Source organism: Mesorhizobium sp. CNPSo 4670, from assembly GCF_057784235.1.
Genome location: NZ_JBWJFQ010000027.1, coordinates 61,099 through 79,557, shown reverse-complemented (window position 1 = coordinate 79,557; position 18,459 = coordinate 61,099). Strand labels below are relative to the sequence as shown.

The following is an 18,459-nucleotide window of genomic DNA, read 5'->3' as shown; positions in this document are numbered from 1 at the left end:
ACGGAAGGAAAGCATCATGATCCAGAAAAATTGGCAGGAACTGATCAAGCCGAACAAGATCGAGTTCTCGTCTAAGAAGAAGACGCTGACCACGTTGGTCGCCGAGCCGCTCGAGCGTGGCTTTGGCCTGACGCTCGGCAACGCGCTGCGCCGCGTGCTTCTGTCTTCGCTGCGCGGTGCGGCTGTTACCGCCGTGCAGATCGACGGCGTTCTGCATGAATTCTCGTCCATCGCCGGTGTGCGCGAGGACGTGACCGACATCGTCTTGAACATCAAGGAAATCGCCATCCGCATGGAAGGCGATGGCCCCAAGCGCATGGTCGTGCGCAAGCAGGGACCGGGTGCGGTTCTCGCCGGCGACATCCAGACGGTTGGCGACGTCGAAATCCTCAACCCCGACCACGTCATCTGCACGCTGGACGAGGGCGCTGAAATCCGCATGGAATTCACCGTCGACACCGGCAAGGGTTACGTGCCGGCCGACCGCAACCGCGCCGAAGACGCGCCGATCGGCCTGATCCCGGTCGACAGCCTGTATTCGCCGGTCAAGAAGGTCTCCTACAAGGTCGAGAACACCCGCGAGGGCCAGGTTCTCGATTATGACAAGCTGACCATGACGATCGAGACCGACGGTTCGATCACCGGCGAGGACGCGGTGGCTTTCGCTGCCCGCATCCTGCAGGACCAGCTCGGCCTGTTCGTCAACTTCGACGAGCCGCAGAAGGAAGTCGCCGCCGAAGCCGTCACCGAGCTCGCCTTCAACCCGGCGCTGCTCAAGAAGGTCGACGAGCTCGAGCTTTCGGTGCGTTCGGCCAACTGCCTGAAGAACGACAACATCGTCTATATCGGCGACCTGATCCAGAAGACCGAAGCCGAGATGCTGCGCACCCCGAATTTCGGCCGCAAGTCGCTGAACGAGATCAAGGAAGTCCTGGCGGCAATGGGCCTGCACCTCGGCATGGAAGTGCCGGACTGGCCGCCGGAAAACATCGAAGACCTCGCCAAGCGTTACGAAGATCAATATTGAGGCGTTGCCTCTGAACCCGCAATGAAGGAGAAGAGCCATGCGCCACGGATTTAAGGGCCGCCGGTTCGCCCGCAGCATAAGCCACCGCAAGTCGATGTTCGCCAACCTGGCCGTGTCGCTGCTCGAGCACGAGCAGATCGTCACCACCCTGCCGAAGGCGAAGGATCTGCGTCCGATCGTCGAGAAGCTGGTGACTCTCGGCAAGCGCGGTGACCTGCACGCCCGCCGCCAGGTGATCGCGCAGATCGGCAATGAAGGCGTCGTCAAGCGCCTGTTCGACACCATCGCCCCGCGCTATGCCACCCGCAACGGCGGCTATCTGCGCATCATGAAGGCGGGCTTCCGTCACGGCGACAATGCCGCGATGGCTGTCATCGAGTTCGTCGATCGCGACACCTCGGCCAAGGGCGCCGGCGACCGCGCACGCATCGAAGCCGAAGGCACCGACGCGGACGCCGCAGCCGCATAAGGCTTGGTTTTCCGGAGTCAATGCAAAGGGGCCCACGGGCCCCTTTTTTATTGTTGAAGGGCTCTGTCCCTTACCGGGCAAGATCGAGATAGTCTCGACCGCCAATCGGCTTCCAATCGATCGCTTGTGTAATCTGTTCAACTGCCGGATGCGGGTAGGAGTAGATGCTGTCTACTGCCGTTCGACGGTCGATATCGCTGATCAATTGGGAGGCCGTAGCGCTGTTCAGATATTTTCCGATGTCCTGATCTTCGATGAAATCCGCATCAACCCGGAAATGAATCTGGATGGGACCGGCACATATGTTCAGCTCGATATCGCCGCCGGCCGAGGTATAGAAGACCATGACCTCTTCTGGCGGCCACAAGGCCGCAGCCAGGAATTCCGATGGCTTCGTGTTTCCATTGAAGCCATCTAACGAAAGCGCAAGGGTCTCGGTAAGAATCTCGAAATCGCCTTCGAGGTAACCGGCTTCTTCGATTTGAAACCAGTTCATCTGGCACGGCGCCTCGTCATCAAAGGAAATCTCGAGCTTTCCGAAAGTCCAATAATCTGGATCGGCGTGATCAGGTGTACCGAGCACGTCGGCGATCTCGATCATTTTCATGCCATGGAAGACCGGGCCCAGTTTGCCGGTCCTCAAAAAGTCACGGAATGAAACGAACTGTCTTTTCATGAGGGCCGACGAGGGTTTTCAGGTTCAGGTCGACCTATAGCTGCTTTGCTGCATAAAATAATCGGATTTCAGCGGCTTAGCCTTTCATTTTGCACAATCGTCGGGACAATGCCCCCGAACTCGCCTTGGAGGATTCGTGAATGCGCGCCAACCGACTGTCCCTTGTCCTGCTCTTCGCCATGATGGCGTTCGCAGCCGCACCGGTGGTCAGGCAGGCATTGGCCGAGGAGACCAAGACAGATCCCGGCCTGTCCGACGTGCTGACCGACCTCTTGCATGGCGTCGAAGGCGAGAATTCTACATCCGGTCCCGACAAGCGCGTGCCGTTCGGACGTGAAGAGGTGCAACTGTCGTTCGCCCCGCTGGTCAAGCAGACGGCGCCGGCCGTGGTCAACGTCTATGCCTCGCAGACCGCCAAGGTGACGTCGCCCTTCGACGGTGATCCGTTCTTCGAGGAATTCTTCGGCCGCTCGCAGCCGCGCGCCCAGTCTTCCCTGGGCTCCGGCGTGCTGGTCGATCCGACCGGCATCGTGGTCACCAATTACCACGTCATCAAGGATGCCGACCAGGTCAAGGTGGCGACCGCGGACGGGCGTGAGTTCGACAGCAAGGTGATGCTGAAGGACGAGACACTCGACCTTGCGGTGCTCAAGATCACCTCGGACAAGCCGTTTCCGGTCATCGCCATCGGCGATTCCGACGCGCTCGAGGTCGGCGATCTGGTACTGGCCATCGGCAATCCTTTCGGTGTCGGCCAGACCACCACCAGCGGCATCGTTTCGGCACTTGCCCGCAGCCATATTGGCGTCGCCGATTCAAGCTTCTTCATCCAGACCGACGCCGCCATCAATCCCGGCAATTCGGGAGGTGCGCTGATCAACATGGGCGGCCAGCTGGTCGGCATCAACACGGCGATCTACAGCCGCAGCGGCGGCTCGATCGGCATCGGCTTTGCCATCCCCGCAAACATGGTGCGCGCCTTCGCCGATGCGGCCAAGGCCGGGCTCGACTTCTTCGAACGGCCCTATATCGGCGCCGAGTTCGAAGCGGTGACGCCGCAGATTGCCGAATCGCTCGGCATGGAGAAGCCGACCGGTGCTTTGGTCTCGTCGGTCGAGGCGACCGGCCCGGCCGCCAAGGCGGGGCTCAAGCCTGGCGACGTCGTCATGCAGCTCAACGGCAAGCCGGTCGAGAGCATCGAAGCGCTGGATTACCGGATGGCGACGCTGTCGATCGGCACCAATGCAAATTTCGCGGTTCTGACCAAGGGCCAGCAGGCGGCGATGGACATCGCGCTGGAGCGCGCTCCGGAAGGCATGAAGGCGGCTGAAGTGACGCTGCACGGCCGCAGCCCGTTCTCGGGCGCCAAGGTCGCCGAACTGTCGCCCCGGCTTGCCCAGAAGCTTGGCCTGCGCACAGACATCAAGGGCGTCACCGTGGTCGACATCAACCGCGACTCGCCGGCCGCCGATTTCGGATTCCAGCCGGGCGATATCGTGCGCGAGGTGAACGGGACCACCATCGATACCGCGGCGACCCTGGAGCAGGCCGCCCAGGCGGATACGCGCTGGTGGCGCTTTACCGTCGAGCGCGGCGGGCAGATACTGCGTCAGGTGTTGCGTTATTAAAGCACGTCCCTTCGGGTTCATGCTCCAACCAAAAAGAAGTGCATGGCCGATCTGTTCAGCGTCGATGAACCGGAAAAGGCGTCGCCCGGGCGGCCGCTCGCCGACAGGCTGCGGCCGAAAAACCTCGGCGAGGTCGTCGGCCAGGAGCATCTGACCGGCCCTGATGGGGCGCTGACCCGGCTGATTGGTTCCGGCTCACTTGGCTCGATGATCTTCTGGGGACCGCCCGGCACCGGCAAGACCACTGTAGCGCGGTTGCTTGCCGGCGAAACCAGCCTTGCCTTCGAGCAGATATCGGCGGTGTTTTCCGGCGTCGCCGACCTGAAAAAAGTGTTCGAAGCCGCCAAGCTGCGCCGCACCAACGGTCGCCAGACCTTGTTGTTCGTTGACGAGATCCATCGCTTCAACCGCGCCCAGCAGGATTCCTTTCTCCCTGTCATGGAGGACGGCACGGTCGTGCTGGTCGGTGCCACCACCGAAAACCCGTCCTTCGAACTGAACGCGGCTCTGTTGTCGCGCGCGCGTGTGCTGGTCTTCCACTCATTGGGCGAGGAAAGCATCGCCAAGCTGATGGCGCGAGCCGAGGAGACCGAGGGCAGGGCGCTGCCGCTCGACGACGAGGCGAGGGCGATGCTCATTCGCATGAGCGATGGCGATGGCCGTGCCTCGCTGACGCTTGCTGAAGAGGTGTGGCGGGCTGCAAAGCCAGGCGAGATCTTCAACCCCGAAGGTCTGCAGCGCATCGTCCAGCGCCGCGCGCCGATCTACGACAAGGGCCAGGACGGCCATTACAATCTGATCTCGGCGCTGCACAAATCGGTTCGCGGTTCGGATCCCGACGCCGCGCTCTATTATCTGGCGCGCATGTTCGATGCCGGCGAGGATCCGCTCTATCTCGGCCGCCGGCTGGTGCGCATGGCCATGGAAGACATTGGCCTTGCCGACCCGCAGGCGCTTGTCGTCGCCAATGCCGCCAAGGACGCCTACGACTATCTCGGCTCGCCCGAGGGCGAACTCGCCTTTGCCGAGGCCACCGTCTATCTCGCCACCGCGCCCAAATCCAATGCCGTCTACACCGCCTTCAAGGCAGCCACGCGTGCGGCGAAGGAGCATGGCTCGCTGCTGCCGCCGAAGCACATCCTCAACGCGCCGACCAAGCTGATGAAAGAGGAGGATTACGGCGCCGGTTATCGCTACGACCATGACGAGCCGGATGCCTTTTCGGGCCAGGACTATTTTCCCGAGAAGATGGGCCGGCAGACCTTTTATGATCCGCCAGAGCGCGGCTTCGAGCGCGACATCAGAAAGCGGCTCGACTATTGGGCGAAGCTGCGCAAAGAGCGGGAATAGCAGGATTGCGTGGCCCGGTCGTCGTCACGCTTCCAAACCAGGCTTCGCCTTGGGGCATTTCCGCTTCGGTCGTTGTTCACACGCTGCTGGCTGCGGCGCTGGCCCTGATGCCGTTGCCGAAGCGGCCCAAACGGCTGGAGGAGGAGCGGGTGTCGGTCGACATCCTGACGCCGCAGCAGTTCGAAGCGGCGACCAGGCCACCGCCTGCTTCCGTGACCCCGGCACTGGCCGAGGCACATGCAGCGGTGCCTCCGCCCACTTCGAGCCTGCCCAGACCTCAACCGCCCGCCGCGCCTGCCCTGATCCGGCCGACCGAAATGCTGTCGGCCAAGACACTGGCCGATCCGCGCAGCCGGCAGGCACGCGCCGATCTCGCCACCTTCGCTTCCGACGAGCGCATGGTTCAGCTGTGCAATCTCGAAGCCATGGATCAGATCCGCAAATGGCGCACGGATTTTCAGCCTGAGCGGGTCGTGCCCTACGCTACGGCGGAGGAAGAAATCACTGGAACCACCATCGCCGCGAATGGCGCGGCTTTCCGCAGTCGCAGAAACTGGTATAGCTTGAGGTTCAGATGCCAACTGGCTGGGGACGGCGAAAGCGTCGTCGGCTTCGAATTCCTGGTTGGCGATCTGGTCCCCAGGGAAAAATGGGACGAGCTTGGCCTGCCGGCGGTGCATTGACCGAAATCCGGCAGACTTTCACAAGGCAGCCAGCCGGCCGCGATACCACGGCCGTTGTGTGGTGACCCAAAAAACCTTATCAAGGCGCACGGCCGGGCGGTGGTCGTTGCCATGATTTTGGCACCTCATTCGCAACAGGATCGCGCTTCGCGCGTGGAAAAATGACAAAAACCCTTCGCAAAACCCTTCGCAAATTCGCCATTGCCATCCCGCTTCTCGCCCTTGGCTTTTACTTCATCCCGATCCTGACATCGGTCTTTATCGTCCTCGGCCTCATCGATGTGCTGCGCAATGACCGCAAGGACCTGTCGCTGTTCTCGGGCTATTTTCTCGGCAACGGCCTGTTCACCTGGCTGCTTTCGCCTTTCAACCTGCTGGTCGATCTCTTGTGCTACCGCAATCCCGGCGTCTGGAAACTGGAACAGTTCCCCGCTGACTATCAGCGCGAGGTCAATGAGGTCCTGGACATCTTCAAGGCGCGCAAGGACGAGATCATAGCCGACATCGACGCCAATTTCGGCGCCGGCCGGCGCGGCATGTACGTCTATCAGTGGTACGGCAAGCACAAGATCGACAACGTCGCCGAGTTCAACAAGGACTTCAAATACATCAAGACCATCGCAGTTTCCGTCTTCAGCAAGCGCGAATCGACCTCATGGCACTTCGGCCCGCTGCGGCTCAGCCTGCGGATTCTCTACAATCTGATCCCGGTGAAATCGGAGATTTTCGTCGAGTGCGGCAACGTCAAGAACTACTGGTACGACAACCCGCTGTTCATCTTCGACGACACGCTGCTGCATCGCTCGGTCAACGAATATGATGGCCGCCGCTACTGCGTGTTCATGGACATTATCAGACCATCCCCGGTTCCTGGGCTGATCGCGGGCATGCTCGCCGTCGTCTCGGTGAGTGTCGAGCGCATCAACTCTATGTTCTACAAGAACTGGAAAATGATCGGTTCGACCAGGCCGAAGAAGGTCGGGACGACCTGAGCCTGAAATCGACAACGCTGCCGGCCCTGCCGGCGGCATTGAGGCGCTTGTAACGCGCCACTGATCCACTGCCCCGTGCATCGCTGTTCCGCCCCGTGTCTTTTGAGGGCGTTCCGAATGCTTGCGATGGCCATGCGTTCAAGTATACATCCCGCCAAGCTCTCAACAGTTCCTGATACGAATCGCGTGGGGTTCCTGTTTGCCGGAACGGCTTCCTGGCTGCATCGGCGGGAGTCCCGGTTTGCCTCGACAGTCCTGTCTCTTCCCTTCCTTGGCGGCCTCAAGTGACGAAGTACGAAACCCTCGGATTCTGGCTAAAAATCTACATATGTACCGCGTTGTTGGGCGTTGCTTTCGCCGCGACATACGTATGGCTTGAGGAGCCCGTCTACTATTGGGATTTTGCCGCCTATTTCAATGGGTTTGACCAGTATGGCTCGCTCCTGGCCGAGAGCCCGATCGAGTGGCTGAGCCAATTGAGGGCCTCTGTCGCGAGGGATGACTACAGTGCGGCAATTCTGGTGCCGCTTATGCCGTTTCACATGTTTTTAGGCGGTTCAAGGCTTTCCTATATCGCTGGAATAGTCATCGTTTACCTGGTCCCGACCGCTCTTTTCATAGGACGAATGAGCTACCTGGAGGCGGTCTCCGACACTCCTTCGCCCCGAAGCTGGTTTGTCGTGTGGATCGCGGCCATTCTCTACACGCCGTTCTGGTCGGCGACACTTCGTGGATTGCCGGATATTGCCGGTTGCCTCGCGCTTTCTGCGGCAACCTATTTTCTCTGGAAATCAAGGCTCCTGACGCGCGAACCGGTGATCAACGGAATACGCATCGGCATATGCTTGTGGTTGGCGTTCATGCTGCGCCGTTGGTATGCATTTGCTGTCATAGGGATCGCAATTTCTGCAGCCTTCTTTTGTTTGTTGCAGGTCGCAAAGGACCGCGACTTCGTGGCATTCCGGAACGCCGCGTTAGGGGGCGTGTGCGCGCTTTTTGTGATTGCCGGGGCCGCATTGGCCTTCCAGCAACCCCTGATCCTCAAGATTCTGGGAACCAGCTACGGTGACCTTTACAGCGGATACAAAACCAACTTCGTTTCGCAGATCGACCAGGTGGGAGCGCGGCTCAGCTATGTGACCTGGCTGTTGATCATAGTGGGCCTTTATATCTCCATTATACGCCGCAACAGTTTCGCTTTGTTCTGTGCTCTCGCCTCGGTGCTCACCTTCTTCCTCTTCACCCGGACGCAGGATCCGGACCGTCATCATTCGATGCCAATGTTTCTTTGGCTCTTTCCTGCATATGCCCAGGCAATCGTTGCGATCGTTTCGATGCCGGCGCTGAAATCTCGATGGTCAACCGTCGTCATAGCTGTTGTCGCCTGTTTTGCGTATTTGGGTACCTTTTTCCCAATCGGCCGCCAGTTGCTGTCACCGATCGGCTATGTTTTTGCCAGGGAAGATACGCTTCCTCTTCACCTCGACAATCTGCCCGAGTACAGACGCCTCATCGACGATCTTGTCAGGGAAATGCGGCCTGAGGACCGCTTCTCGGTGTTTGCCTCAGGCGGGGTCATGAATAGTTCGCTGTTGTTTGAAATGGACATGGACCTTTACCCTCGTGTCGGATGGTCTTGCCAGGTTGATAGTCGCGATCAATTCGCACCGGAGGCGTTGAAATCGAGATATGTCGTCGTAACCGACCCTCCTGTTACCCATTTGCAATCGGGTGCGCAGATCTGTGTCACGATACCCGACCAGGATATTGTCGAAGGGAAAGGTATCGGCGCCGCCTATAAGCGCATTGCGACATACCAGCTGTCCGACGGCGTCAAGGGCTACCTCTATGAACAGGTGCGCCCCGTCAGCAAAACGGAACTCGATGCCCTTTACAGCGAATTCAGGAAAAAATACCCAGGCTGGACAACGCCTGACTGGTGACGATCAGGTTGACGACCTCTGAGCAACTCGACGACGGGCGCGAAAGGTGGCTCGCGCTCGATTGTCTGCGCGGTCCCAACCGCATCGTCTTCAGGTTCAGGGGATTGACCATGCCGCGCTAGTGGAGGCAGTAAACGGCCATGTTCAATCTGCTTCTCGTTGTAGTCGGCGGCGGCATCGGCGCTGGCATTCGTCATCTCACCAACATGGGCGCGCTGCGTCTTGTCGGCCCCAACTATCCGTGGGGGACGATGGCCATCAACATCATCGGCTCGTTCGCCATGGGCCTGTTCATCGCCACCTTGGCGCGGCGCGGCGGATCGAATGAACTCAGACTGTTCGTCGCCACCGGCATCTTTGGCGGCTTCACCACCTTTTCCGCGTTCTCGCTCGATTTCGCGACTTTGTGGGAGCGGGGGGCCACGCTGCCGGCGTTTGGATATGCCCTTGCCAGCGTCATTGGCGCCATTATCGCCCTGTTTGTGGGACTTTGGCTCGCAAGAACCGTTTCATAGTGTTATTGCCGCGCCGAGAGCGGGCCGAACCCTGCTCGGGAAACGGATAAGCGAACAAACATATGGCAGGCGTTGAACAGATCACAGTGGAGGCCGGCGAGGCGGGCATGCGGCTCGACCGCTGGTTCAAGACCCATTTCCCGGGCCTTGGCTTCGGCCATCTGCAAAAGCTGCTGCGCTCCGGCCAGATCCGCGTCGATGGCGGCCGCGTCAAGGCCGACACCCGTGTCGAACCCGGCCAGATGGTGCGCGTTCCGCCGCTCGAGGTGGACAAGAAGGGCGAGAGCGCGCTGACCGGTCACTCGATCCGCAACCAGGGCGATGCCGACGTCCTGGCGAAAATGCTGATCCATGAAGATCCCAAGGTCTTCGTCTTCAACAAGCCGGCAGGCCTCGCGGTGCAGGGCGGCTCGGGCGTCACCCGCAATGTCGACGACATGCTGGAAGCCTGGCGCAACCAGAAGGGCGAGAAGCCGCGGCTGGTGCACCGGCTCGACCGCGATACTTCGGGCGTGCTGGTCGTCGCTCGCACCCGGCTTGCCGCCATGAAGCTGTCGGAAGCGTTTCGCGCCCGCGAGACCAAGAAGACCTATTGGGCGCTGGTCAAGGGCGTGCCGCCCAAGCGCGAGGACAAGATCTCGACCTGGCTGATCAAGGAGCCGACGCCCGATGGCGATCGCGTGCGTGTCGCCGCGCATGGCGAAAAGGGCGCCGACCACGCCGTGTCCTACTACCGCATAATCGAGCAGGCGGCGCAGACGATGACCTGGCTGGAAATGGAGCCCTACACCGGCCGCACGCACCAGCTTCGCGTCCACGCTGCCTATATTGGCTGCCCGATCCTCGGCGACCCGAAATATTTCGAGGCCGACACCAATTGGGATTTTCCCGGTGGCATTCAGAACCGCCTGCATTTGCATGCGCGCCGCATCATCATTCCGCACCCGGACAAGGGCGTCATCGATGTGACCGCGCCGATGCCGCCGCATATGCGCCAGAGCTGGAACCTGATCGGCTTCGACGACGCCAGCGCGGAGGACTGATCGTGAGCGGCGCGACCGATACGCTCGACCGGCGCGACACGGTCGACATGGCCGCCGCCGCAATCATGGTCGGCCTGACCTTCTCCTGGGGGTTGAACTACGTCGCCGCCAAGATCTCCTACGCCGGTTACGATCCTGTCTTCCTGTCGATTGCGCGCTCGATCATCGGCGGCCTGTGTGTCTTCGGCTGGTGCCGCTGGCGCGGCATCGCTCTTTTCACGCGCGATGGAACATTGCTCGCCGGCATCGCGGTTGGCGTGCTGTTCGGCATCGAGTTCCTCTGCCTCTATGTCGGCTTGGAGCACACGACCGTCGCCCGCAACACGCTGCTGGTCAACACAATGCCGTTCTGGATGTTGGTCGGCGGCCACTTCCTGCTCGGTGAGCAGATCACCTTGCGCAAGTTCCTCGGCCTGCTGCTGGCCTTTGCCGGCCTCATCGCGGTCTTTTCCGACAAGCTTGGCGGCGGCGGGGACATGCTGTTCGGCGATCTCTTGAGCCTTGGCTCCGGATTTTTCTGGGCCTTGACCAACATCCTCATCAAGCGGTCCAAGCTGGTTGAGGCGAGTGCCGAGAAGTTGCTGCTCTATCAGCTCGCCGGTGCGGCAGTCGTCGGCATACTGGTGCTGCCGCTCGCCGGATCGCCCATCCGCGACCCTGCCGTGCTGCCGACATTGGCTCTGCTTTTCCAGGCAGTCTACATCGTTGCCTTCACCTATGTGCTTTGGTTCTGGCTGCTGAGGCGCTATCCGGCCTCGGGCCTGTCCAGCTTCACCTTCCTGTCGCCGGTTTTCGGCGTGCTGTGCGGCGCCATGTTCTTGAATGAGCCGCTGACCATGCGCATCTTCCTGGCACTTGGCCTGATTGCCGCCGGCCTGATCATCGTCAACCGGCCGTCGCGCAAGCTCGTGCTGGTTTGAGAGAGACTTCCTATGCGTGATATCCTCAACGACCTCGAAGCGGGCAAGCAGCTTTCCGATCCGGATCCGGTGCGCCGCGCCCAGATCCAGATGAAGACGCCTCTGCCGAAGCGCTTCTACAAGACCGTCGCGGTGGCGCCGGTGGAAGACGGCTTTGCCGTGCATATCGACGGCAAGCCGGTGCGCACGCCAGGCAAGGCGCTGCTGGCGCTGCCGACCGAGGCGGCGGCTGCACTCGTCGCCGACGAGTTCGCAGCGCAGGGCGAAACCATCAACCCGGTGACGATGCCGGTGATGCGCCTCGTCAACACTGCTATCGACGGCGTCGCCAGCGATCCGCAGGCGGTGCTGGAAGACATTCTGCGCTTCGCTTCGTCCGATCTGCTCTGCTACCGCGCCGATGCGCCGCAAGGCTTGGTGGAGCGGCAGAACGAACATTGGGACCCAGTCCTTGATTGGGTGCGCGGCAGCCTCGGGGCTCGCTTCAACCTCGCCGAGGGCATCATCCATGTCGAGCAGCCGCGCGAAACGATCGCCGTGCTGGGAAGTCATCTTGCTCAGCGTGCCGAACCGCTGCGGCTCGCTGCCATCCATGTGATGACCTCGCTGACCGGTTCGGCGCTGCTGGCGCTGGCTGTCGATTTCGGCGAACTCGACGCCGAGGCGGCCTGGGCCGCCGGCCATGTCGACGAGGACTGGCAGATCGAGCATTGGGGACAGGACGCCGAAGCGGTCGCGCGCCGCTCGGCCCGCAAGCGCGACATGATGGCTGCCGCCACTCTGCTCGAAGCGCTCAAGGGCTGACGGCTGCACCGCTCGCCGATTCATCCCGCAGCGCACCTAATACCAAAGTCATAATCCCAAAGACGCCCTGACGTTGGCGCGCGCTTTCTGTCATTTTTTCCGTGATCGCAGTGCATGAGTCCATGTTCGGAGGAGAACGCGGACAATGAGGTACAGCATCGAGGAAAAGGTCTCACGGGAGGACAATTCTATGGCAATGGCATCGACCGCCGGCGGAACCAGCCGCGGCATGACGCGGGAGGAAAAGAAGGTCATCTTCGCTTCCTCGCTGGGTACCGTTTTCGAATGGTATGATTTCTATCTCTACGGCTCGCTCGCGGTGTTCATTGGTTCGACCTTCTTCAGTCCAACCATTCCTGAAGCGACGCGCAACATCTTCGCGCTGCTGGCGTTCGCCGCCGGCTTCCTGGTACGACCGTTCGGTGCGCTGCTGTTCGGCCGCATCGGCGACCTTGTTGGCCGCAAATATACGTTCCTTGTCACCATGACGATCATGGGCCTTTCGACCTTCCTAGTCGGCCTGCTGCCTGGATATGCGACTTTGGGCATCGCGGCTCCCGTGATCCTGATTGTCCTGCGCATGCTGCAAGGCCTGGCGCTGGGCGGCGAATATGGCGGCGCGGCCACCTATGTCGCCGAGCATGCACCGGACAACCGACGCGGCTACTACACCTCGTGGATCCAGACGACGGCAACGCTCGGCCTGTTCCTGTCGCTGGTCGTCATCCTGATCGTCCAGGGTTCGATGAGCAAGGAAACCTACGCCTCATGGGGTTGGCGCATTCCGTTCATCGTCTCCTTCCTGCTGCTCGGCATCTCGATCTGGATCCGGCTTTCGCTCTCCGAATCGCCGACCTTCCAGCGCATGAAGGATGAGGGCAAGGGCTCCAAAGCGCCGCTTTCGGAAGCGTTTGGTCAATGGAAGAATGCCCGGATCGCGCTGCTGGCGCTGCTCGGCCTCACCGCCGGTCAGGCCGTGGTCTGGTACAATGGCCAGTTCTACGCGCTGTTCTTCCTGCAAAACGTGCTCAAGGTCGACGCGCAGTCGGTCAACATCATGATCGCCATAGCGCTCGCCCTCGGCTCGATCTTCTTCGTCGTCTTCGGCTGGCTCTCCGACAAGATCGGGCGCAAGCCGATCATCATGGCGGGCCTTGCCTTGGCGATCGTCTGCACCTTCCCGTTGTTCAAGGCATTGACCTGGGCCGCTAATCCGGCGCTCGCCACGGCCCAGCAGAACACACGTGCTACGGTGACGGCGGCACCCGGCGACTGCAAGTTCCAGTTCAATCCGGTCGGCACGGCGAAGTTCACGACGTCTTGTGACATCGCGACCTCGTTCCTGACCAAGAACTCGGTTCCCTATGACGTGGTGTCGACGGCCGCGGCCGGGACGGCCGCGTCGGTCAAGATCGGCAACGAGACGGTGGAATCCTACGATGCCATCGCCGCTGGCGATCAGGCGAAAGCCAAGGACGCCGCCTTCATCAAGGCCGTCAACATGTCGCTGCGGGACGGCGGCTATCCGCTGAAGCGCGCGGCGATCAAGATCCCGGACCAGAAGCTTGATGCGTTTGTCGCCGCCAACCCGGAACTGAAGCTCGATGCCGCCGCCATTCGCGCCGGCGAGAAGGCGACGGTCCCGACCGATCAGGCGATCAAGGACAAGCTGCTGACCGCCGACGAGGCAGCGGGTGCGCCCGAGGTCACCGTCTACAATATACCGGGCGGCGGTGCTTTCGCCATGTTCGCCGACCCGGCGGGGATCAACTGGCCGATGACGATCGGCATCCTGTTCATCCTGGTCCTGTTCGTGACCATGGTCTACGGCCCGATTGCCGCGATCCTGGTCGAGATGTTCCCGACCCGCATACGCTACACCGGCATGTCGTTGCCCTATCACATCGGCAATGGCTGGTTCGGTGGCCTGCTGCCGGCGACGGTGTTCGCACTCAGTGCCTACAGGGGCGATATCTACTTTGGTCTGTGGTACCCGGTGGTCATCGCCGCGATGTCGCTGGTCATCGGCATGATCTTCGTCAGGGACACGCTGGGAACCGATCTGAACACCAAGCAGTAACGACTGCTCGGTAGTCAACGAAAACCCGGCGCGAGCGATCGCGCCGGGTTTTTCAATGATAATCATGCGATGAGGGTAGGGGCTTAGCTTTGACGGTCCTGCTTCGCGTCCTCTATCGCCGCATCGTGATACCAGCCGTCGCCGAAATCCGCCCGAACACCGCGCAGTGAGGCAAGCTCTGCCGCAAACTTAGCCTTGCCGCTCAAATTTGAGGCAGAGACGCGCGCTGCCGCCGGGAACATCAGAATTTTTGCCGACGGACGCGTGGAAATGATTTCCATTGTCGGGCTCCTTTCTTCCTGTCGAACCTTGTCGATTCAACCTAGTTCGAAGATAAGGTCTGCAATCAAGTTAGGCAATATGCCTACGAAAAGATCAATATTTGCCTATTATTTGTGCGAATTGCGATTGTGATTGATCTCAACGCATTGCTTAGGCGGCTTGCCAACTTCAAAGGAATGCGGCGTCAATTTTGCCGCACCCTGCAGGTCAAGAGTGGCACACGAATTGCATTTTAGTAATCCGGCAGGCCGGCTGCTGGTGGCAGACGCATGTCGACGCCGTCCAGTGTTCGGTGATCAAGCAACGAGAGGCTAGAATGACGAAATACAAGCTCGAGTACATTTGGCTCGATGGATACACCCCGGTCCCCAACCTTCGCGGCAAGACGCAAGTCAAGGAATTCGCCGAATTCCCGACGCTCGAGCAGCTTCCGCTGTGGGGCTTTGATGGCTCGTCGACACAGCAGGCCGAGGGCCACAGCTCCGATTGCGTGCTGAAGCCGGTCGCGGTCTATCCGGATCCGGCCCGCAGCAACGGCGTGCTTGTCATGTGCGAAGTCATGATGCCAGACGGCGTCACGCCGCATGCCTCCAACAAGCGCGCCACCATCCTCGATGACGAGGGCGCCTGGTTCGGTTTCGAGCAGGAATATTTCTTCTACAAGGACGGCCGCCCACTGGGCTTCCCGGAAAGCGGCTATCCGGCACCGCAGGGCCCGTACTACACCGGCGTCGGATATTCCAACGTCGGCTCCGTCGCCCGCCAGATCGTCGAAGAGCATCTCGACCTCTGCCTGGCGGCCGGCATCAACCACGAAGGCATCAACGCCGAAGTGGCCAAGGGCCAGTGGGAATTCCAGATTTTCGGCAAGGGCTCCAAGAAGGCCGCCGACCAGATGTGGATGGCCCGCTATTTGATGCAGCGCCTGACCGAGAAATTCGGTATCGACATCGAATACCATTGCAAGCCACTCGGCGACACCGACTGGAACGGCTCGGGCATGCACGCCAACTTCTCGACCGCCTATATGCGCGACGTCGGCGGCAAGGCCTATTTCGAAGCGCTGATGGCAGCCTTCGACAAGAACCTGATGGATCACATCGCCGTCTATGGCCCGGACAACGACAAGCGTTTGACCGGCAAGCACGAGACAGCGCCGTGGAACAGGTTCAGCTATGGCATCGCCGATCGCGGTGCTTCGATCCGCGTCCCGCATTCCTTCATCAAGAACGACTACAAGGGCTATCTGGAAGACCGCCGCCCGAATTCCCAGGGCGACCCCTACCAGATCGCCTCGCAGATTCTGAAGACGATCGCCTCGGTGCCGACGAGCGCTGAGGTTTCGGCAGCGGCGTAGTCATTCGAATCGGGACTTCACGTCCATGCCGTGACAGTCTGAGATTTTTCCAAGTCCATCCAAGAACCCCGGCGAAAGCTGGGGTTCTTTTTTGCCGTTACCCGGCGGATCGGGCCTCGGCAAAACATACCCAGAAAAAGTCAGGCAATTTAGGCGGTCGCGAATCCGGTCGAAGCCTCGGCTGCCATTGTTCCAGTTTCCAGCGGCAGTCCTTCAGAAAGCCCGGAAAACTGGCATTTTGAGCACTATCCGTGACCTCGCACCCTTCCATAACCATCTGTTCATGTTGTGGAATCGGCTGTCCGCCGCCGGTTTGGCGGCGTTGACAGATCGCAGTGCAGCATGCGTATTCGAAGCTCTTGGGGTTACGTCACGCGATGCTGTTCGGACGGGCGGGGTTTACTTGAACGGCGGCATAGGCGTGGGCGCCGGACGAGCGGTCACTGTAGCCTGAGGCAGTGCGCCGCTCGCTCCTGGCTTTCATGTTCAACATCGACCGACCTCTTTCTGCCAGCCCATGAAACGCGGGCTCAGCAACCCAGGCATTCACACACGCCGAAAAGCTCAATGGCAAAGGGGCGTCATCGCGATGGGCGCGGACCTGCCGGTACAGGCGGGGCCCATCGGAGCGCAGCAAAAAGCCCTTGAAAGAGGGAACTCTTTCAAGGGCTTGAATAGTATATCGAATCTTAGACCGAGTAGTACATGTCGTACTCGACAGGATGCGGGGTCATTTCGAAGCGCATCACCTCGGCCATCTTCAGTTCGATGTAGCTGTCGATCTGGTCGTCGTCGAAGACGCCGCCGGCTTTCAGGAAGCCGCGATCCTTGTCGAGGCTCTGCAGCGCTTCGCGCAGCGAACCGCAGACGGTCGGGATCTTCTTCAGCTCCTTCGGCGGCAGGTCGTAGAGATCCTTGTCCATCGGCTGGCCGGGATGGATCTTGTTCTTGATGCCGTCGAGGCCGGCCATCAGCATGGCGGCGAAAGCGAGGTAGGGGTTCGCACCCGGATCGGGGAAGCGGACCTCGACGCGCTTGGACTTGGGCGAGGAGCCGAACGGGATGCGGCAGGATGCCGAGCGGTTGCGCGCCGAATAGGCGAGCAGCACCGGCGCTTCGTAGCCCGGCACCAGACGCTTGTAGGAGTTGGTCAGCGGATTGGTGAAGGCGTTGATCGCCTTGGCATGCTTGATGATGCCGCCGATGTAGAACAGGCAGCTTTCCGACAGGCCGGCATATTCATTGCCGGCGAAGGTCGGCTTGCCGTTCTTCCAGATCGACTGGTGGACGTGCATGCCCGAGCCGTTGTCGCCGAAGATCGGCTTCGGCATGAAGGTGGCCGTCTTGCCGTAGGCGTTGGCGACCTGGTGCACGACATACTTGTAGATCAGCATCTTGTCGGCGTTGCGCACGAGCGTATCGAACTTGATGCCGAGTTCGTGCTGGGCGGCCGCCACCTCGTGGTGGTGCTTTTCGACCCGCACACCCATTTCGGCGAGCACGGTCAGCATCTCGGAACGCATATCCTGGGCGGAATCGATCGGCGGCACTGGGAAATAGCCGCCCTTGATGCGCGGACGGTGGCCGAGATTGCCGGTCTCGTAGTCGGTGTCGTCGTTCGACGGCAGTTCGGTGGAATCGAGCTTGAAGCCGGTGTTGTAAGGGTCGGCCTTGTACTTCACATCGTCGAAGACGAAGAATTCGGCTTCCGGGCCGACGAAGATCTGGTCGCCGATGCCTTCCGACTTCATGTAAGCCTCGGCCTTCTTGGCCGTGCCGCGCGGATCACGGTTGTAGGATTCGCCCGAAACCGGATCGAGGATGTCGCACAGGATGACCATGGTCGACTGCGCGAAGAACGGGTCCATGTGGACCGTGTCCGGATCGGGCATCAGCACCATGTCGGACTCGTTGATGGCCTTCCAGCCGGCAATCGAAGAGCCGTCGAACATGACGCCATCAGCGAACATGTCTTCCTCGACCTCGATGACATCCATCGTCACGTGTTGCAGCTTGCCCTTCGGGTCGGTGAAGCGCAGGTCGACGAATTTCACGTCGTTGTCCTTGATCTGCTTCATGATGTCTTTGGCTGTCGTCATGTCATGTATCCCTGTTTGATGACGTTTTTTGATGATGACGGTTTTCAGGCGGATGGGCGGATCGGATCAGACCGCGTCCATGCCGGTTTCGCCAGTGCGGATTCGCACGACTTCCTCGATGTTGGAGACGAAGATCTTGCCGTCGCCGATACGGCCTGTCTGGGCCGCCTTGCGGATGGCTTCGATCGCGCCTTCGACCGCGTCGTCGCCAAGCACGACCTCGATCTTCACTTTGGGCAGAAAATCGACGACATATTCGGCCCCGCGGTAGAGTTCGGTATGGCCTTTCTGGCGACCGAAGCCTTTGGCCTCGGTGACGGTGATGCCTTGCAGTCCGGCCTCCTGAAGCGCTTCCTTCACTTCGTCCAGCTTGAATGGCTTGATGATCGCTTCGATCTTTTTCATGTAAAAAGTAGCCTCCACTGCCAAAAAAACGGGTTGTGAACCCCCGCTTGCGCCTCCATCAAGCACGAACTGTGCCAATTGGATGGATTTGAAGCGGTCTCATACGATTTCAAAGCCGCGCCGCACCGGGAAGCAAATTCGCGTCATTCGCTGCATCAGGTGCGGCATGGGCTGCTGGAGCCGACA

At 60.4% G+C, this 18,459-nt stretch carries 17 protein-coding genes; 13 read left to right on the top strand and 4 right to left on the bottom strand.

Annotated elements, in window-relative coordinates:
- Positions 1 to 16 precede the first annotated feature (16 nt).
- Positions 17 to 1,027 (top strand): DNA-directed RNA polymerase subunit alpha, encoded by a 1,011-nt coding sequence (locus tag AC0ZT5_RS31150; protein WP_013531438.1) that lies wholly within the window; start codon positions 17 to 19, stop codon positions 1,025 to 1,027.
- Between the two features lie 37 nt (positions 1,028 to 1,064).
- Positions 1,065 to 1,496 (top strand): 50S ribosomal protein L17, encoded by a 432-nt coding sequence (gene rplQ, locus AC0ZT5_RS31145; RefSeq protein ID WP_056588614.1) that lies wholly within the window; start codon positions 1,065 to 1,067, stop codon positions 1,494 to 1,496.
- A gap of 70 nt (positions 1,497 to 1,566) precedes the next feature.
- Here the strand turns inward: rplQ and AC0ZT5_RS31140 are convergent, their stop codons facing one another.
- On the bottom strand, positions 1,567 to 2,097 hold the full coding sequence (locus AC0ZT5_RS31140; protein WP_488499554.1) for a hypothetical protein: 531 nt from the start codon (positions 2,095 to 2,097) through the stop codon (positions 1,567 to 1,569).
- Between the two features lie 215 nt (positions 2,098 to 2,312).
- Between AC0ZT5_RS31140 and AC0ZT5_RS31135 the strand changes: the two genes are divergently transcribed.
- The 10 genes from AC0ZT5_RS31135 (at position 2,313) to AC0ZT5_RS31090 (ending at position 14,130) form a co-directional block, all read left to right on the top strand.
- Positions 2,313 to 3,800, top strand: coding sequence for a DegQ family serine endoprotease (locus tag AC0ZT5_RS31135; RefSeq protein ID WP_488499553.1), 1,488 nt, complete (start codon positions 2,313 to 2,315; stop codon positions 3,798 to 3,800).
- A 42-nt stretch (positions 3,801 to 3,842) separates the two neighbouring features.
- Positions 3,843 to 5,150 (top strand): replication-associated recombination protein A, encoded by a 1,308-nt coding sequence (locus AC0ZT5_RS31130; protein ID WP_095089693.1) that lies wholly within the window; start codon positions 3,843 to 3,845, stop codon positions 5,148 to 5,150.
- Positions 5,151 to 5,155: 5 nt separating this feature from the next.
- Complete coding sequence (locus AC0ZT5_RS31125) at positions 5,156 to 5,833, top strand: DUF930 domain-containing protein (protein ID WP_488499552.1); 678 nt, start codon at positions 5,156 to 5,158, stop codon at positions 5,831 to 5,833.
- A gap of 161 nt (positions 5,834 to 5,994) precedes the next feature.
- Positions 5,995 to 6,825, top strand: coding sequence for an aspartyl/asparaginyl beta-hydroxylase domain-containing protein (locus AC0ZT5_RS31120; RefSeq protein ID WP_488499551.1), 831 nt, complete (start codon positions 5,995 to 5,997; stop codon positions 6,823 to 6,825).
- Positions 6,826 to 7,109: 284 nt separating this feature from the next.
- Positions 7,110 to 8,768, top strand: a complete 1,659-nt coding sequence (locus AC0ZT5_RS31115) for a hypothetical protein (protein WP_488499550.1) — start codon at positions 7,110 to 7,112, stop codon at positions 8,766 to 8,768.
- Positions 8,769 to 8,908: 140 nt separating this feature from the next.
- Entirely contained in the window at positions 8,909 to 9,283 is a 375-nt protein-coding gene (gene crcB, locus AC0ZT5_RS31110; protein ID WP_488499549.1) for a fluoride efflux transporter CrcB, read from the top strand.
- Positions 9,284 to 9,345: 62 nt separating this feature from the next.
- Positions 9,346 to 10,326, top strand: a complete 981-nt coding sequence (locus tag AC0ZT5_RS31105) for an RluA family pseudouridine synthase (protein WP_109672261.1) — start codon at positions 9,346 to 9,348, stop codon at positions 10,324 to 10,326.
- Between the two features lie 47 nt (positions 10,327 to 10,373).
- Positions 10,374 to 11,246: a DMT family transporter gene (locus tag AC0ZT5_RS31100; RefSeq protein ID WP_488499589.1), complete on the top strand. Its 873-nt coding sequence runs from the start codon at positions 10,374 to 10,376 to the stop codon at positions 11,244 to 11,246.
- A 12-nt stretch (positions 11,247 to 11,258) separates the two neighbouring features.
- Complete coding sequence (locus AC0ZT5_RS31095; RefSeq protein WP_488499548.1) at positions 11,259 to 12,050, top strand: ATP12 family chaperone protein; 792 nt, start codon at positions 11,259 to 11,261, stop codon at positions 12,048 to 12,050.
- Positions 12,051 to 12,240: 190 nt separating this feature from the next.
- A complete protein-coding gene (locus AC0ZT5_RS31090) occupies positions 12,241 to 14,130 on the top strand; it encodes an MFS transporter (RefSeq protein WP_488499588.1) in 1,890 nt (629 codons plus the stop codon).
- 83 nt (positions 14,131 to 14,213) lie between these two features.
- On the opposite strand, the gene AC0ZT5_RS31085 is transcribed toward AC0ZT5_RS31090, so the two are convergent.
- Complete coding sequence (locus tag AC0ZT5_RS31085) at positions 14,214 to 14,411, bottom strand: DUF2735 domain-containing protein (RefSeq protein ID WP_457155357.1); 198 nt, start codon at positions 14,409 to 14,411, stop codon at positions 14,214 to 14,216.
- Between the two features lie 317 nt (positions 14,412 to 14,728).
- On the opposite strand from AC0ZT5_RS31085, the gene AC0ZT5_RS31080 reads away from it, so the two are divergent.
- Positions 14,729 to 15,769 carry a glutamine synthetase beta-grasp domain-containing protein gene (locus AC0ZT5_RS31080; protein ID WP_488499547.1) on the top strand — a complete coding sequence of 347 codons (1,041 nt, stop codon included), beginning with the start codon at positions 14,729 to 14,731 and terminating at the stop codon, positions 15,767 to 15,769.
- Positions 15,770 to 16,458: 689 nt separating this feature from the next.
- Here the strand turns inward: AC0ZT5_RS31080 and glnA are convergent.
- The gene (glnA, locus tag AC0ZT5_RS31075; protein WP_111548994.1) at positions 16,459 to 17,868 is read right to left on the bottom strand and encodes a type I glutamate--ammonia ligase; all 1,410 of its coding nucleotides are present in this window, start codon (positions 17,866 to 17,868) and stop codon (positions 16,459 to 16,461) included.
- A gap of 66 nt (positions 17,869 to 17,934) precedes the next feature.
- Entirely contained in the window at positions 17,935 to 18,273 is a 339-nt protein-coding gene (locus AC0ZT5_RS31070) for a P-II family nitrogen regulator (protein WP_006205430.1), read from the bottom strand.
- Positions 18,274 to 18,459: the final 186 nt, after the last annotated feature.

What these genes read in the sequence shown, in the direction of transcription:
- glnA (WP_111548994.1), bottom strand. Translation starts at nt 17,868, where the DNA reads ATGACGACAGCCAAAGACATCATGAAGCAGATCAAGGACAACGACGTG.
- AC0ZT5_RS31090 (WP_488499588.1), top strand. Translation starts at nt 12,241, where the DNA reads ATGGCAATGGCATCGACCGCCGGCGGAACCAGCCGCGGCATGACGCGG.
- crcB (WP_488499549.1), top strand. Translation starts at nt 8,909, where the DNA reads ATGTTCAATCTGCTTCTCGTTGTAGTCGGCGGCGGCATCGGCGCTGGC.
- AC0ZT5_RS31100 (WP_488499589.1), top strand. Translation starts at nt 10,374, where the DNA reads ATGGCCGCCGCCGCAATCATGGTCGGCCTGACCTTCTCCTGGGGGTTG.
- rplQ (WP_056588614.1), top strand. Translation starts at nt 1,065, where the DNA reads ATGCGCCACGGATTTAAGGGCCGCCGGTTCGCCCGCAGCATAAGCCAC.
- AC0ZT5_RS31080 (WP_488499547.1), top strand. Translation starts at nt 14,729, where the DNA reads ATGACGAAATACAAGCTCGAGTACATTTGGCTCGATGGATACACCCCG.
- AC0ZT5_RS31150 (WP_013531438.1), top strand. Translation starts at nt 17, where the DNA reads ATGATCCAGAAAAATTGGCAGGAACTGATCAAGCCGAACAAGATCGAG.
- AC0ZT5_RS31105 (WP_109672261.1), top strand. Translation starts at nt 9,346, where the DNA reads ATGGCAGGCGTTGAACAGATCACAGTGGAGGCCGGCGAGGCGGGCATG.
- AC0ZT5_RS31135 (WP_488499553.1), top strand. Translation starts at nt 2,313, where the DNA reads ATGCGCGCCAACCGACTGTCCCTTGTCCTGCTCTTCGCCATGATGGCG.
- AC0ZT5_RS31085 (WP_457155357.1), bottom strand. Translation starts at nt 14,411, where the DNA reads ATGGAAATCATTTCCACGCGTCCGTCGGCAAAAATTCTGATGTTCCCG.
- AC0ZT5_RS31120 (WP_488499551.1), top strand. Translation starts at nt 5,995, where the DNA reads ATGACAAAAACCCTTCGCAAAACCCTTCGCAAATTCGCCATTGCCATC.
- AC0ZT5_RS31070 (WP_006205430.1), bottom strand. Translation starts at nt 18,273, where the DNA reads ATGAAAAAGATCGAAGCGATCATCAAGCCATTCAAGCTGGACGAAGTG.
- AC0ZT5_RS31130 (WP_095089693.1), top strand. Translation starts at nt 3,843, where the DNA reads ATGGCCGATCTGTTCAGCGTCGATGAACCGGAAAAGGCGTCGCCCGGG.
- AC0ZT5_RS31095 (WP_488499548.1), top strand. Translation starts at nt 11,259, where the DNA reads ATGCGTGATATCCTCAACGACCTCGAAGCGGGCAAGCAGCTTTCCGAT.
- AC0ZT5_RS31140 (WP_488499554.1), bottom strand. Translation starts at nt 2,097, where the DNA reads ATGATCGAGATCGCCGACGTGCTCGGTACACCTGATCACGCCGATCCA.